Below are 15036 nucleotides of genomic sequence, written 5' to 3'. Positions count from 1 at the left end.
GGTGTTTGATAATGACAAAAATCTTATTAATTAACGGTCCGAATTTAAATCGCTTAGGGAAACGTGAGCCTGCGCATTATGGGTCTTCGACGCTTTTGGATGTGGAAACTCTATTACAACAGCAGGCTCAAGGGTTAAATGTGGAAATCACTTGTTTTCAATCTAACCATGAAGGAGCGATTATCGATAAGCTCCATTGGTCAGAAGATCATGGGATAGACGGGATTATTATTAATCCAGGAGCATTTACTCATTATAGCTATGCGATTCGCGATGCAATTGCCGGAATTGATGTTCCAGTTGTGGAAGTACATATTTCGAACATCCATGCCCGTGAAAGCTTTCGGCATGAATCAGTTACCGCACCGGTGTCGGCGGGACAGATTGTCGGCTTGGGGATACACGGATATGAATTGGCTTTGCAGGCGATTACAAAGATTGCAAAGGGGGAGAAATAAAATGAATAATCTGAAACGTTTAAGAGCCTCAATGGAAAAGGTGGGCATTGATGGTTTTTTGATTACCAGTACATATAACCGCCGATTCATGACCAATTTTACTGGAAGTGCCGGTGTTGTTTTAATTTCCCAAAAAGAAGCTAAATTCATTACTGATTTCAGATACGTAGAACAAGCGGGCAAGCAGGCAGCAGACTTTGAAATTGTTCAACACAAGGGGACAATTATTGAAGAAGTCGGTAAACAGGCTAAAGAGATGAATATAAGCATACTCGGCTTTGAGCAAGATCATCTGACTTTTGCGACATATAAGGCATATGAAAAGGTCATTGAAGGACAACTTTTGCCGGTGTCGGGAGTAATTGAGAATTTACGCTTGATAAAGACTTCATCAGAGATTAAGATATTAAAGGAAGCGGCTGCTATTGCTGATGCTGCCTTTACACATATTCTGGATTTTATGCGCCCAGGAATTTCAGAGCTGGATGTGTCCAATGAGCTTGAATTCTTTATGAGGAAACAAGGGGCCACCTCTTCTTCCTTTGATATTATTGTTGCTTCTGGTAAAAGATCTGCTCTTCCGCACGGAGTGGCTACGAATAAAATCATTGAAAAAGGCGATTTTGTCACATTAGATTATGGGGCGTACTATAACGGGTATGTGTCTGATATAACTCGGACATTAGCAGTTGGTCAGCCAAGTGAAGAACTTATTAATATTTATGACATTGTTTTAGAAGCGCAACTGCGTGGCATGGCCGGGATAAAACCTGGGATGACAGGCAGGGAAGCGGATGCACTAACTCGTAATTTAATTGAAGAAAAAGGATTTGGACAGTATTTTGGACATTCAACAGGACATGGAATTGGTCTTGAAGTTCATGAAGGTCCAGCATTATCCTTGAGGTCTGATATCATTCTAGAACCAGGTATGGCTGTTACCGTTGAGCCGGGTATTTATTTACCGGGAGTTGGCGGAGTACGGATTGAAGATGATACAATCGTTACAATAGAAGGTAACGAAGCACTTACACATTCATCAAAAGAGTTAATCATTCTGTAAACATGTACATGTAGGAGGACAATTTTATGATTTCTGTAAACGATTTTCGCACAGGTGTTACAATTGAAGTAGATAATGGAATTTGGCAGGTTATCGAGTTCCAACATGTTAAACCAGGTAAAGGCGCTGCCTTTGTACGTTCTAAGCTTCGTAATCTTCGTACAGGATCCATCCAAGAGAAAACATTCCGTGCGGGTGAAAAAGTGGCGAAAGCGCATATTGAAAACCGTAAAATGCAGTACCTTTATGCAAGTGGAGACAGCCATGTCTTTATGGATAACGAAACTTACGATCAAATCGAGCTACCAGCTTCAAGTATTGAACGCGAATTAAAATTCCTAAAAGAAAATATGGAAGTGCATATTATGACTTTCCAAGCCGAAACACTCGGTGTCGAGCTTCCTAACACAGTTGAACTTGAAGTTGCAGAAACAGAGCCTGGTATTAAAGGCGATACATCTTCAGGTGGAACAAAATCAGCTGTACTTGAAACAGGCCTTTCAGTTCAAGTGCCATTCTTCATCAATCAAGGTGACAAATTATTGATCAATACAAACGAAGGTTCATACGTATCACGCGCATAATTAGAAGAAGTCCGAGATTATATCTCGGGCTTTTTTTTTGTCTTTTTTCATTCCTTTTTATGTATGACTTTTTCTATAGCTAGGGATTGAAGTAGCTAAGAAGTTCTCAACAGGATTACTAAAAGGTCAGTTTCTTTATTAGCTTGTCATTATTACAGGATGATCGGCATATATTTTATTGAAAGTGGTGTATACAGGAGGATTGTCAAAATGGAAACGATTCTTTCTTTTTTACCGAAAAAATTATACGAGCAGCTCCGGGGTATGACACCGATGATGATTGAAAAAATGGAAGAGTTGAGAATTCGGATTGGAAGGCCTCTAGAGGTTATTGTAGGGGGGGACCCTTTCTTCTTTTCATATGAAGTGACCCATTCGGATGCCGAACAATTACTGAATCAAATAGGTCAATTTTCGTTATATACGCTTGAGGAAGAATTAAAGCGAGGATATATAACTATAGCAGGTGGACATCGGGTTGGTCTTGCAGGAAAGGTAATTCTTGAAAATGGGGCGGTCAAAGCGATAAGGGATATTTCCTCCTTCAATATTCGGATAGCACGCGAAAAAATAGGTGCAGCGGAACCGCTCACTTCTTATTTATATAATGGCGAATGGCAGCATACTTTGTTAATCGGTGCTCCACAAACAGGAAAAACGACGATATTACGTGATATTGCAAGGATGATATCTAGTGGAAATGAAAAAAGAGGTATTGCCCCTCAAAAGGTGGGAATTGTGGACGAGCGATCAGAAATTGCGGGAAGTGTTCATGGTGTACCACAGCTCGAATTTGGAACAAGGGTGGATGTGCTCGATGGATGTCCTAAAGCGGAAGGAATGATGATGATGATCCGTTCTATGTCTCCGGATGTGTTAGTCGTAGATGAAATTGGTCGCGCAGAGGATACACAAGCAGTACTAGAGGCCGTAAACGCCGGTATTAAACTTGTGATAACTACACATGGTCATACTTTGGATGAAATTAAAAAACGGCCCTTTTTCGCCGAAATCTTAAGGCAAAACATTTTTGAACGGTTTATAGAATTGAAAAGAAGTAAATCTGGTAAGCGGAGCTACAATGTTCTCGACTCAGCGGGCCTCCCTTTATATTTGGGTGAAAGTGTGAATCCACATGTTTAAGTTAATAGGAGCGGCAATTATAATCTTAGCCACAACATGGGCAGGCTTTGAAGCTGCAAAAAAATTAAGTATGCGTCCTCGCCAACTGAGGCAGCTAAAAGTCGCCATGCAATCTCTGGAGGCTGAAATAATGTATGGTCATACACCGTTGAAAGAAGCGGCCCAGAAACTTTCCAAGCAGATGCCCAAACCTTTATCCTTATTTTTTGATACATTTGCGAATCGACTTGAATCAGGTGAAACCACTGTAAAAGATGCATGGGATGAAAGTTTGAAGAAAATATGGCAGTCCCTTGCCTTAAAGCAGGGAGAGTTCGAAATTCTTTCACAGTTTGGTGAGACTCTAGGAAAAAGTGATAAATATCATCAGCAAAAACAAATTATGCTAACGATGGCACACTTGGAACGGGAAGAGAGCGATGCACTAGACCGGCAGGGAAAATATGAAAAGATGATGAAAAGCCTTGGTTTTTTAACGGGATTATTACTAATCATTTTGCTGATGTAGGAATAAGTGGGGGGAATGAAAATGGGCATTGATGTGGACATCATATTTAAAATAGCTGGTGTTGGGCTGGTAGTGGCATTTCTTCACACGATACTCGATCAAGTTGGAAAGAAAGAATATGCCCAGTGGGTAACGCTTTTTGGATTTATATATATTTTATTCATGGTAGCTTCTGTTGTAGAGGATTTATTCCAAAAAATTAAATCAGTATTCCTATTTCAGTAAGGGGGGGATTCGCGATTGAAATCATAAAAATCGTGGGCATTGCCCTAGTTGCCACTTTTTTGGCCCTAATCGTCAAGGAGCAAAAACCTAATTTCGCTTTCCTGCTTGTCGTTTTTGTAGGTTGCTCCATTTTTCTTTTTTTAGCAGATAAAATATACGAAATCATTTTAATGTTAGAAAAAATTGCGGTAAATGCAAATGTAAATACCGTTTATTTGGAGACTATCTTGAAAATAATCGGAATCGCCTATATCGCTGAATTTGCCTCCCAAATTACAAAAGATGCAGGGCAGGGATCACTCGCTTCCAAAATAGAATTGAGCGGGAAAATCTTGATTCTGGCGATGGCAATTCCGATTTTAACCGTCATTATTGAAACAATTATACAGATGCTTCCAAGTTAATGGACTATTCCTACTAGTCAATGAGGTGAAAGTATGAAGCAGCGGATGCCTTACTTATCCATTCTATTCGTTTTACTCTTTTTTTTGCATACATCTGTTGGACAAGCTGCCGAAAATGGTGAAAGTGGAGAAGTTGATCAAGAGCCAATTATGCAGTCTGAATTGGTCCAAGCTCAAATAGAGAGACTCGGCGTTGATGAGCTCAAGAAATATTGGGATGACATTGTCACGGAGTATGGAGGGTTTTTACCTGAAAGTCAGAAAGGAAGTTTTATGGATTTTGTAAGCGGAGATAAGAAATTTTCATTTGATCAATGGATAAAAGGGATTATAAAGTTCGTTTTTCATGAACTGCTCGTGAACGGGAAGCTCCTAGGATCACTCATTTTATTGACCGTGTTCAGCATGTTCCTGCAAACTCTGCAGAATGCGTTCGAGCAAAGCTCGGTGAGTAAGGTCGCTTATGCAATCGTTTATATGGTATTAATCATTTTAGCGTTGAACAGCTTTCATGTGGCGATTGAATATACAAAAGATACGATAGATTTGATGATTTCTTTTTTAATGGCGCTCATCCCTTTGCTATTAGCTTTAATAGCAGCTTCTGGAGGACTTGTATCTGCAGCGTTCTTTCATCCTGTCTTAATGTTTTTAATGAATACCAGTGGCATCTTGATACAATATATCGTCCTACCATTATTATTCTTCGCAGCGATTTTAAGCATAGTCAGCACGCTGACCGAACATTATAAAGTGACTCAGCTAGCCCAATTGCTCCGTAACTTTGCTATCGGGATTCTGGGTGCTTTTATGACCATTTTTCTTGGTGTTATATCCGTTCAAGGAGCATCGTCTGCTGTTGCAGACGGAGTGACAATCAGGACGGCGAAATTTGTGACAGGCAACTTTATACCGGTAATAGGGCGCATGTTTACTGATGCAACCGATACGGTCATTAGTGCCTCCGTTCTTCTGAAAAATACAGTGGGTTTGTCAGGTGTCATTATCCTCCTGCTTATAACTACATTCCCAGCTATAAAAATCTTAATGATCTCCTTTGTCTATAAACTAGCGGCGAGTCTTTTGCAGCCGCTTGGTGGAGGGCCTGTAATAAAATGTCTCGACATTATAAGTAAAAGCATGATTTATATTTTCGCAGCATTGGCCATTGTCTCACTCATGTTCTTTTTAAGTATCACAGTAATTATAGCCTCTGGAAACATTACACTGATGGTTCGTTAGAAAGGAGGAGGGCTTGGTGAGTTTTTTAGCTGGCTGGGTATCCAATATTATCGTATTTGTATTGCTGGCTACTGTAATCGATATGCTCCTTCCCAATTCAGCTTTACAGAAATATGCCAAAATGGTAATCGGACTTTTACTGATTGCGATTATCATCACTCCTATATTGGGATTATTCAATAAGGATTTCGACGAAATTCTGTCAGCGGCTACAAGTGAATTTGAAAATCAGAAAAAAAAAGATTTAGGAAATTTGACAGAAATGAAGAAAAAAGAAATACAAGCTACCCAGGGTGCATATATTTTAAAACAAATGGCTGTTGACTTACAGGCTGAAGTAGAAGAGGAGCTGATGGTGGATTATAACATGAAGATTAGTTCAATTGATGTAGGAGTCAAGAATGCTGAAGAACCAAGCGTTGATGATTTGCAAAACATAACCATATCATTGGAAAAGGCAGAAGGGAAAGAAGACTCGGAGATAGAGGCAGTAGCGAAGGTTAATATCAATGCAGAGAGTCCATCCTCTTCGAATGATGCCAATCTGGATGCTGTAAAAAGGTTTCTGGCAACAAGTTGGTCTGTCGATGAAGAAATCATTGAAATCGCCGGGGAAAGGAAGTGACTGAGTATTGAACAAAGACAAAGGTCCATTATCCTGGCTGCAAAAACTATTAAATAAAGACCCTGACCAAAAAGAGCCTAAGGAAAAAAAACCTTCCCTGTATGTCTATGCTCTAATAGTTGTCCTTTTGGGAGCGGGAATTATGTTGGCCGGGAATTTGTTAACTACCAACCAGACGGGACAAACACCTGAAGTGAAGACCGTATTCAATAATGATAAACAGGATGATGAGGGGGATGTTGAAACATTCGGCCAGAAGAAATCCGAATTCAAGACGACAAAAGATTATGAAATATATCTTCAGAATGAAATGAAGGAAGCGCTTGAATCCATCGCAGGAGTCCAGGATGTAAAAGTCGTAATATACGTGGATGCATCCGAGAAAAAAGTATATGAAAGAAATAAAGTCACTCAAAAACAAGTAACTGAAGAAACCGACCAGGAAGGCGGTAAAAGAACGGTTGAAGACACATCTGTTGATGAGCAGCTAGTCTTGATCAAAAGCGGTGAAAAAGAAGGACCAATCATTTCAGAAACAAAAAAACCTAGTGTACGAGGGGTCCTAGTGGTCGCTAAAGGGGCCGAAAATATTCAAATAAAGAAGTGGATTATCGAAGCTGTCACACGCTCACTTGATGTACCAAGTCACCGGGTATCTGTTATGCCTAAAAAATAAGGGGGAAAATCTACATGTTATTAAAAAAACAAACCGTTTGGTTATTGACTATGCTAAGTCTGGTAGTGGTACTGTCTGTCTATTATTTAACCGCTCCTGAAGAAAATGCTGCTGATATGACAGCCACTGAACAGACAGAAAGTAAAACAGAGAGTAAAACGGAAAGCAAAACAGAAAGTAAAACAGAAAGCAAGGGTGAAACTAAGAGTGATAAAGAGACCTCTTCTAAGAATGCTGCTGGTTCTTCTGTAACCATAGCATCAGGCGACGAGTTCGAATCATTAAGGATGCAGATTGAAGATGAACGGGCAAAGTTGAATGAAGAATTGACTGTGAAGATGGGCAATACAGAACTATCAGCTGAGGAAAGAGAAGATGCATATGCGAAAATCGAACAATTAAGCGAGACAAAAGTAAAGGAAAATATCATCGAAAACCTAATTGTGGCCATGGATTATAATGCGGCACTCGTGCGAGTCGATGGAACGGATGTAAAAGTGAGTGTCAAAGCTGATAAACAATCAAAAACAGAGGCCAATAACATTATACGCCTCGTACGTAAAGAAGTGGATGATGCTCAAAATGTAGTTGTGGATTTCCAACCAGAAAAGTAATCATACATTCTAAAAAAAGAGCTGATACACAACAGTTTATAAATAAAAAAAATTAGAAGGGTCCTCTTTTTTAGAAAAAAAGGACTTTTTTTTTTTGTTTTTTATCAGTATAAAACAACTGGGAAACTTTGAAAAAAAAGGTTTTTTGGTGTAAATTGATTCCAGTAATTCAAATAGAAATAGTGATATTGAACTTTCGTAATATTCTAGAAAAGTAATTAATGTAAATTTTTAGCTGATTTTCTTAGGTAATTTGGTAAAACAATCTAGAAAACGCTTACAATTTTTAAATCAAAAAATATTCACAATCTTATAATAAAGGTGTAATATAGGAGTATAGATATCGAGTTGCAACTAATCTATCATTGAATTTTTATAAGCTAATATTGTATGATGTTAGAAGCTGGTCATAAATTTTTCAGTCCTCTATAGATAACAATATTTTAAGAAAGTGAAATTTCTGTTATAATACAGATGAGGTATTTATTCAGTCAATCGCTTTCTGGTTTAGAAAGCGGCTTCATTGTGAAGAATTGGACAAGGTATGGACAAGCTAAAGTTAGAAGGTACATAAAATATTGCCTCAAAAAATTAATATCAAATTAGACAAGGGGTGCCACAAATGAAAGTGCAAGAAATTCGTGAAATTATTAAGCTAGTCGATCAATCTAACATCAGTGAATTCGTTTATGAAAATGAAGGAACAAAAATTAAACTAAAGAAACCTGAAACAGAATCAGTAGGACACCCAGCGGCTGCTCCAGAAGTTGTTCATGCTAAAGCAGCTGTTGAAGTTAAGCCTGTAGCAGCGCCTGCCCCTGCAGCGCCAAAAGCTGTTGAACCAGCTAAGCCAACTGCTGCCATCACTGAGCAAGAAAATTTACATAAAATCACTTCTCCAATGGTGGGAACTTTCTACCAATCTCCATCTCCGGATGCTGCTGCATATGTGAAAGCAGGGGATAAAGTTACAGCAGATTCTATTGTTTGTATCGTAGAAGCTATGAAACTTTTCAATGAAATTGAGGCCGAAGTAAGCGGTGAAATTGTTGAGGTTCTTGTAAAAGAAGGCCAACTTGTAGAATATGGTCAACCATTATTTTTAGTAAAGCCGGAATGAGGAGCTGTTTCTAAATGATCAAAAAGGTATTAATTGCCAATCGTGGGGAAATTGCAGTCCGAATTATCCGGGCATGCAAGGAATTAGGTATTGAAACTGTAGCGGTCTATTCAGAAGCCGACAAAGAAGCATTACATGTTCAAATTGCCGACGAAGCTTATTGCATCGGTCCTAAATTATCAAAAGACAGTTATTTAAATACAACGAACATTATCAGCACAGCCAAGAAAACAGGATCGGATGCTATTCACCCTGGTTATGGATTCCTTGCCGAAAATGCTGACTTTGCAGAGCTTTGCCGTGAATGTAATATCATATTCATCGGTCCTAGTCCCGAAGCAATAAATAAAATGGGGACAAAGGACGTAGCAAGGGAAACCATGCGCAAAGCTGGTGTACCGATTGTTCCTGGTTCTAAAGGAATTATTAAAGATACAGATGAGGGTGTAGCCCTTGCTAATGAAATGGGCTACCCTGTCATCATTAAAGCTACAGCCGGTGGCGGCGGTAAAGGTATCCGGGTCGCTAGAACGGAAGAAGATCTTATTAAAGGCATTAGCATTACGCAACAGGAAGCTGCTACAGCTTTTGGAAATCCAGGCGTGTATATTGAAAAATACATCGAAGACTTCCGTCACGTTGAAATCCAAGTCATGGCTGATAATCATGGGAATGCAATCCATTTAGGAGAGCGTGATTGTTCGGTACAACGACGTTTGCAAAAACTGGTTGAAGAAACTCCTTCTCCTGCACTTGACGGTGAAACCCGTGCGGAAATGGGGCAGGCTGCAGTTACGGCTGCCCTTGCTGTTAACTACTCTGGTGCTGGTACAGTTGAATTTATTTATGACTATGTGAATAGAAGATACTATTTTATGGAAATGAATACACGTATCCAGGTTGAGCATCCAGTTACAGAAATGGTCACAGGTGTAGATTTGATTAAAGAACAAATCAAAGTTGCTTCAGGTGACAAACTTTCTCTTTCACAAGAAGATGTTACATTTAACGGCTGGTCAATCGAATGCCGGATCAATGCCGAAAATCCAGAGAAAAACTTTATGCCTTCTGCCGGTAAAATTCAAATGTATTTACCGCCAGGTGGCTACGGAGTACGTGTTGATTCTGCAGCATATCCTGGGTATACGATACCGCCATATTACGATTCTATGATTGCTAAATTAATTGTCCATGCACCGACAAGGGAAGAGGCAATTGAGAAAATGAAACGTGCTCTAGGTGAGTTTGTCATTGAGGGAATCAATACTACAATTCCTTTCCATATTAAGTTACTTCAGCATGACCAATTTGTTTCTGGAGAATTTAATACCAAATTCCTTGAAATATATGACGTAATGAACTCATAATGTAAAGGAAGACAGGAGGTGCTTTGAATGAGTGAAATGGAAGGCCAATTACTCGAAATGAATGATTACAATAGTGGACTAGGCAGAGTGGAGATTGCGCCTGAGGTGATAGAGGTAATCGCGGGTATAGCTGCATCGGAAGTTGAAGGTGTCGCACATATGCGCGGGAATTTTGCTACTGGCGTAGTTGAAAAGCTTGGCAAAAAGAACCACGGTAAAGGTGTTAAAGTAGACTTAACTGGAGAAACAATTAAAGTCGAGCTTTATTGTGTCATGAAATTTGGTGTTTCTATTCCGAAAGTTGCGCAGGAAGTACAAGACAACATTCGTGAAGCTTTATTAAATATGACCGCTATCGACGCGGGCGAAGTGAACATTCATGTTGTCGGTATAGCATTTGAAAACGCAAAACAGGAAGCGGATTACGAACAAGAAGTGTAATTAGCATCATTCAACTTACACCTGCAAAAACCCGGCAATAGGCCGGGTTTTTGTTTTTTTATTTTTACCCCATCGATTACGTTCGTATAAAAAGCCTGCTTATAATATTACGTTAAATGAACATAATAAGGCGGTGTCTGGAAGTTTCCCTTTAATTCAAGGGTGATTTCTGTTAGAGTGTAAAAGATGAAATATGAGCATGAAAGCTAGGCAAGAGCTTTTTGACACTTTCGAAATGTATACATCTCTGTTGTGAATTAAACATATATAAGGTTTTCAATTTAACTTAAAAGCACCTTGGAAAAAATGTTATGAATAATAGGTGAGTGAGGGTCTTTTGACCTTAATATTAGTGAAATTTAGCTAAACCTTGAAAAAATACAGCAAAAATCTTAATATTTTCGAAAAAAAGTTATTTAATGTTCGTTTGTTCTAGCATTTTCATATATAATAGTAGATGTTAAAGGAGTAAGATTATGAAAAGAAGAGTAGCCCGTGAAAAATCCCTTCAAGCACTATATCAGATAGATATCGCCAAGTCAGATGCAGAAGAAGCAATGGAAAGCGTTCTGAATGGCGCTCCTACTGATGAATATTTCAAAAAATTAGTTACTGGGATTACGGAAAATCGTGAACAACTTGATGGAATGATCAGGGACAATTTAGAGAACTGGACGTTGGAAAGATTAGCGAACATTGATCGGAATTTACTGCGTATCGCGGTTTATGAAATGGTTCACAGTGAAGATGTTCCTGTAAGTGTTGCTATGAATGAAGCTATTGAAATTGCTAAGAAATTCGGTGATGATCAATCGAGCAGCTTTGTGAATGCCGTTTTATCCAAGGTTAAGGTGAAAATCGGTTAAAGCAGCTGCCCTTTAAAAAAGGGTAATCTCAGCAATTTCTTTAGCAAAATTAACTTGGGAGGAAATATTACACATGTCAGCTCAAATCATTAATGGTAAAGAAATTGCAGAGGCAGTTAGACAGGAAATCAGTAAGGAAGTTCAACAATTACGTGAAAAAAATATTGTACCAGGTTTGGCAGTTATTTTAGTCGGTGACAATCAAGCTTCACAAACCTATGTGCGCAATAAGCAAAAAGCCTGTGAGGACTTAGGAATGCATTCTGTATTGATTAAAAAGCCTGCAGATTTAACTCAGGAGGAATTAATTCAGAACATTGATGAATTAAACCAGGATGATAGCATTCATGGTATTTTGGTGCAGCTACCATTGCCTGGACATATTCAGGAAAAAGCGATCATTGAAGCGATTTCCCCTGAAAAGGATGTTGATGGATTCCACCCGATTAATATTGGGCGAATGATGACAGGGCAGGATGCATTTTTACCATGTACGCCTTACGGGGTAATGGTAATGCTTGAGCATATTGGCTATGAACTTGAAGGTAAGCATGTGGTAATAGTAGGGAGAAGTAATATCGTTGGCAAACCGGCCGGACAACTGTTTTTAAATGCGGATGCAACAGTTACCTATTGTCATTCAAAAACAAAGGACCTTGCTTATTATACGAAGCAGGCTGATGTGGTTGTTGCAGCTGTCGGAAAAAGAGACACAATTACTAGTGACCATATTAAAGAAGGTGCAGTCGTCATTGATGTCGGAATGAACAGGAATGATGAAGGGAAGCTTTGCGGCGATGTTGCGTTTGAAGATGTGAAAAATAAAGCTTCATACATTACTCCTGTTCCTAAAGGGGTTGGTCCCATGACGATCACAATGCTAATGAAGAATACAGTCAAATCTGCTCAAAAAACACTTAACTTGAACAAACAAGCACTAAAAAGTTAAAAAAATCGCTAAATTATTTTAAAGAAGCGGACCTCTTGTTTTATAATAACGAGAGACCGCTTTTTTTCTATTCATAGATTTACGAAAGTTTTAAGTGTAACCTATAGGTGAGCTTTCTTATATCCGATTCTTGTCGGAAGGAGACATTATATGAGCAACCAACAATATTTGAGTGTATCGGCTTTAACGAAGTACATTAAAAGGAAGTTTGATGCCGATCCTCATTTGCAAAATGTATACATAAAAGGTGAAATTTCCAATTTCAAACAACATACAAGTGGCCATATGTACTTTACTTTGAAAGACGAGAAGGCTCGCTTGCTTTCCGTTATGTTTGCTGCAAATAACAAAGGGATGAAATTCCTTCCCGAAAATGGGATGAAGGTACTTGTGAAGGGCGATATTTCATTATATGAAGCGAGTGGACAGTATCAGCTTTATGTGAAAAGCATGGCTCCTGATGGTGTTGGGGACCTGTATCTTGCATATGAACAGTTAAAGAAAAAGCTAGAAGAAGCAGGCTTGTTTTTAGCAGAACATAAGAAGACGATTCCACTATACCCTAAATCTGTAGGGGTCATAACATCTCCAACAGGTGCTGCACTGAGGGATATTTTAACAACCATTAAGCGCCGTTATCCAATTGCTAAAATCATCGTTTATCCAGCTCTTGTTCAAGGGAATAATGCCGCTAAATCGATTGCCCAGGCGATCACGATGGCTAACTCGAGGGCTGAAAGCGATGTACTGATTGTCGGAAGGGGCGGCGGTTCCATTGAGGAGCTCTGGGCCTTTAATGAGGAGATAGTAGCTGAATCCATTTATGATTCGGATATTCCAATTATTTCAGCTGTTGGACACGAAACAGATTTTACAATTGCGGATTTTGTAGCAGATATGCGGGCACCGACTCCTACTGGGGCAGCGGAGCTTGCGGTTCCTCATCTGAATGAAATACTTGAACGGCTGATGAACCGTAAGAATCGTTTGACGCGTTCCATCCAGGAAACGGTGAATTTCGAACGTACCCGCTTGACTAGGATGGAAAGATCGTATGCCTTTCGCTATCCACACAAAATGTATGAGCAGAAACTCGAACAGCTTGACAAGACTTTGGACAGGTTAGGGAAGACAAGTACCCGGTATTTCATGAAAAAGAGGGATGAGCTAAATCAGGTGACCGATATTCTGAAAAAGCAGCATCCTGAACAGGCTGTGAAAAATTCAAAAGATGATTTGTATCAGCAAGAAAAAGCATTACGTCGGGCCATGGAAGCCATTTATCGTCAAAAGTCACAGCAGTTTGTTCATATCACTGCAACTTTGTCTGCCCTCAGTCCATTAAAGATTATGGAACGGGGCTATGGGCTGGTTTTTGCTGAGGATGAAACATTAATAAAAAGTACACAGCAAGTATCCAAAGGGGATAAGATAGCTGTTTCAATAAAAGATGGAACCCTTGAATGTGAAATTAAAGAAATAAAGGAGCGAATTGAACCATGACAAAGAAACAAGAAGTTACATTTGAAGAAGCAATGGAGAATCTCGAAAAAATTGTAGAGCAGTTGGAAGAAGGGGACGTGCCTCTCGAAAAAGCAATTTCCATATATAAACAAGGGATGGATTTATCTCGACTTTGCCATTCGAAGTTGAAGACTGTTGAAGAACAATTGACTCAAATTTTACGCGAAGATGGGGAACTTGAAACCTTCGCTGTACAGGAGGAAGAATAATATGAGTACGGCGTCCTTTGAAACGTTTTCAAAAGAATATAAAGCTGTAATAGAGAGAGAAATCGTTGAATATGTAAATAAGCTTGAAGCTCCAGCTGTTGTCAAAGAAGCGATGACTTATTCATTGGAAGCAGGAGGTAAACGGATTCGTCCTTTATTGGTTTTTGCGGTTTTAGAGGCGTTCGGAAAAAATTTAAAGACAGGAATCCCTGCAGCGGCGGCCATTGAAATGATTCATACATATTCCTTGATTCATGATGACCTTCCAGCGATGGATGACGATGATCTTCGACGTGGAAAACCTACGAATCATAAAGTCTTCGGTGAGGCGGTAGCTGTCCTGGCAGGGGATGCTTTGCTTACTTACAGTTTTCAATTGGTGACGGATATGATTGATCCTGAGGTGACTGCGGAAATGAAGTTAAACTTAGTAAGTGAAATTGCTAAATCTGCTGGCGCTGAAGGGATGGTTGGAGGTCAAGTTGCCGATATGGAAGGTGAAAGTAAACAGTTGACCCTTAAAGAATTGGAATATATTCATGAACATAAAACGGGGAAGCTATTGACTGCAAGTATCATTTCAGGTGCCATATTAGCTGGAGCAAATAACGAACAGCACCAGCATTTACGTGATTTTGCTTACCATCTGGGACTTGCTTTTCAAATTCGGGATGATATTCTGGATATTGAAGGATCAGTAGAGTTAATTGGCAAGCCAGTTGGCAGTGATGAAGGCAATCATAAAAGCACATATCCTTCTTTACTTACGCTTGATGGGGCAAAGGAGAAGTTGGATTATCATATTAAACTTGCCCATAACGCTTTAGGAAAAACAAATTTACAAACAAGTTTATTAAACGAACTAACCGATTTAATTGCGACCCGTGACCATTGAGTGTGGCTAAATTTGTTATCAAATGAGGTTTTATGGTATACTCATTGTGCAAAAATATGTAAAGATAAAGATGAATTTTTTAGTTAAGATACGTGATAAAATAGGTAAAAATAAGCCGCCGAA

19 protein-coding genes are annotated in these 15036 nt (G+C 39.2%); all 19 read left to right on the top strand.

The window, feature by feature from the left end:
* The first annotated feature begins 11 nt into the window (after window positions 1–11).
* The 19 genes from aroQ to NST21_RS18845 all read left to right on the top strand — a co-directional run bounded on the left by aroQ (window position 12) and on the right by NST21_RS18845 (window position 14913).
* Complete coding sequence (gene aroQ, locus NST21_RS18935) at window positions 12–458, top strand: type II 3-dehydroquinate dehydratase (RefSeq protein WP_056526000.1); 447 nt, start codon at window positions 12–14, stop codon at window positions 456–458.
* A 1-nt stretch (window position 459) separates the two neighbouring features.
* A complete protein-coding gene (locus tag NST21_RS18930; RefSeq protein ID WP_098176752.1) occupies window positions 460–1521 on the top strand; it encodes a M24 family metallopeptidase in 1062 nt (353 codons plus the stop codon).
* A 26-nt stretch (window positions 1522–1547) separates the two neighbouring features.
* Entirely contained in the window at window positions 1548–2105 is a 558-nt protein-coding gene (gene efp, locus NST21_RS18925) for an elongation factor P (RefSeq protein WP_034308328.1), read from the top strand.
* A 210-nt stretch (window positions 2106–2315) separates the two neighbouring features.
* A complete protein-coding gene (spoIIIAA, locus tag NST21_RS18920) occupies window positions 2316–3248 on the top strand; it encodes a stage III sporulation protein AA (RefSeq protein WP_056526476.1) in 933 nt (310 codons plus the stop codon).
* Window positions 3241–3756, top strand: coding sequence for a stage III sporulation protein SpoIIIAB (gene spoIIIAB / locus NST21_RS18915; RefSeq protein ID WP_056526473.1), 516 nt, complete (start codon window positions 3241–3243; stop codon window positions 3754–3756). The genes spoIIIAA and spoIIIAB overlap by 8 nt, the downstream gene beginning before the upstream one ends.
* A gap of 21 nt (window positions 3757–3777) precedes the next feature.
* The gene (gene spoIIIAC / locus NST21_RS18910; RefSeq protein WP_034308319.1) at window positions 3778–3981 is read left to right on the top strand and encodes a stage III sporulation protein AC; all 204 of its coding nucleotides are present in this window, start codon (window positions 3778–3780) and stop codon (window positions 3979–3981) included.
* A 14-nt stretch (window positions 3982–3995) separates the two neighbouring features.
* Window positions 3996–4385 carry a stage III sporulation protein AD gene (gene spoIIIAD, locus NST21_RS18905; protein WP_098176754.1) on the top strand — a complete coding sequence of 130 codons (390 nt, stop codon included), beginning with the start codon at window positions 3996–3998 and terminating at the stop codon, window positions 4383–4385.
* A 33-nt stretch (window positions 4386–4418) separates the two neighbouring features.
* Window positions 4419–5627 (top strand): stage III sporulation protein AE, encoded by a 1209-nt coding sequence (spoIIIAE, locus tag NST21_RS18900; protein ID WP_201185770.1) that lies wholly within the window; start codon window positions 4419–4421, stop codon window positions 5625–5627.
* A 16-nt stretch (window positions 5628–5643) separates the two neighbouring features.
* The gene (gene spoIIIAF, locus NST21_RS18895) at window positions 5644–6252 is read left to right on the top strand and encodes a stage III sporulation protein AF (RefSeq protein WP_340890683.1); all 609 of its coding nucleotides are present in this window, start codon (window positions 5644–5646) and stop codon (window positions 6250–6252) included.
* A 7-nt stretch (window positions 6253–6259) separates the two neighbouring features.
* A complete protein-coding gene (gene spoIIIAG / locus NST21_RS18890; RefSeq protein WP_340890682.1) occupies window positions 6260–6928 on the top strand; it encodes a stage III sporulation protein AG in 669 nt (222 codons plus the stop codon).
* Window positions 6929–6942: 14 nt separating this feature from the next.
* Window positions 6943–7542, top strand: a complete 600-nt coding sequence (locus NST21_RS18885) for a SpoIIIAH-like family protein (protein WP_056526465.1) — start codon at window positions 6943–6945, stop codon at window positions 7540–7542.
* Window positions 7543–8164: 622 nt separating this feature from the next.
* Window positions 8165–8662: an acetyl-CoA carboxylase biotin carboxyl carrier protein gene (gene accB / locus NST21_RS18880; protein WP_340890679.1), complete on the top strand. Its 498-nt coding sequence runs from the start codon at window positions 8165–8167 to the stop codon at window positions 8660–8662.
* 14 nt (window positions 8663–8676) lie between these two features.
* The gene (gene accC / locus NST21_RS18875) at window positions 8677–10029 is read left to right on the top strand and encodes an acetyl-CoA carboxylase biotin carboxylase subunit (protein WP_340890678.1); all 1353 of its coding nucleotides are present in this window, start codon (window positions 8677–8679) and stop codon (window positions 10027–10029) included.
* A 36-nt stretch (window positions 10030–10065) separates the two neighbouring features.
* A complete protein-coding gene (locus NST21_RS18870) occupies window positions 10066–10470 on the top strand; it encodes an Asp23/Gls24 family envelope stress response protein (protein ID WP_376106072.1) in 405 nt (134 codons plus the stop codon).
* A gap of 476 nt (window positions 10471–10946) precedes the next feature.
* On the top strand, window positions 10947–11336 hold the full coding sequence (nusB, locus tag NST21_RS18865) for a transcription antitermination factor NusB (protein WP_053346912.1): 390 nt from the start codon (window positions 10947–10949) through the stop codon (window positions 11334–11336).
* Between the two features lie 73 nt (window positions 11337–11409).
* Window positions 11410–12285: a bifunctional methylenetetrahydrofolate dehydrogenase/methenyltetrahydrofolate cyclohydrolase FolD gene (gene folD, locus NST21_RS18860; protein WP_057217321.1), complete on the top strand. Its 876-nt coding sequence runs from the start codon at window positions 11410–11412 to the stop codon at window positions 12283–12285.
* Between the two features lie 150 nt (window positions 12286–12435).
* Window positions 12436–13788: an exodeoxyribonuclease VII large subunit gene (gene xseA / locus NST21_RS18855; RefSeq protein ID WP_340890675.1), complete on the top strand. Its 1353-nt coding sequence runs from the start codon at window positions 12436–12438 to the stop codon at window positions 13786–13788.
* Window positions 13785–14018, top strand: coding sequence for an exodeoxyribonuclease VII small subunit (locus NST21_RS18850; RefSeq protein ID WP_053346909.1), 234 nt, complete (start codon window positions 13785–13787; stop codon window positions 14016–14018). Before xseA ends, NST21_RS18850 begins: the two co-directional genes overlap by 4 nt.
* A 1-nt stretch (window position 14019) precedes the next feature.
* Window positions 14020–14913 (top strand): polyprenyl synthetase family protein, encoded by an 894-nt coding sequence (locus NST21_RS18845; RefSeq protein WP_328115186.1) that lies wholly within the window; start codon window positions 14020–14022, stop codon window positions 14911–14913.
* Window positions 14914–15036: the final 123 nt, after the last annotated feature.

The sequence above is a fragment of the Peribacillus sp. FSL K6-1552 genome, assembly GCF_038005205.1.
Lineage (GTDB): Bacteria > Bacillota > Bacilli > Bacillales > DSM-1321 > Peribacillus > Peribacillus butanolivorans.
This window is presented reverse-complemented; position numbering and strand designations above follow the sequence as displayed.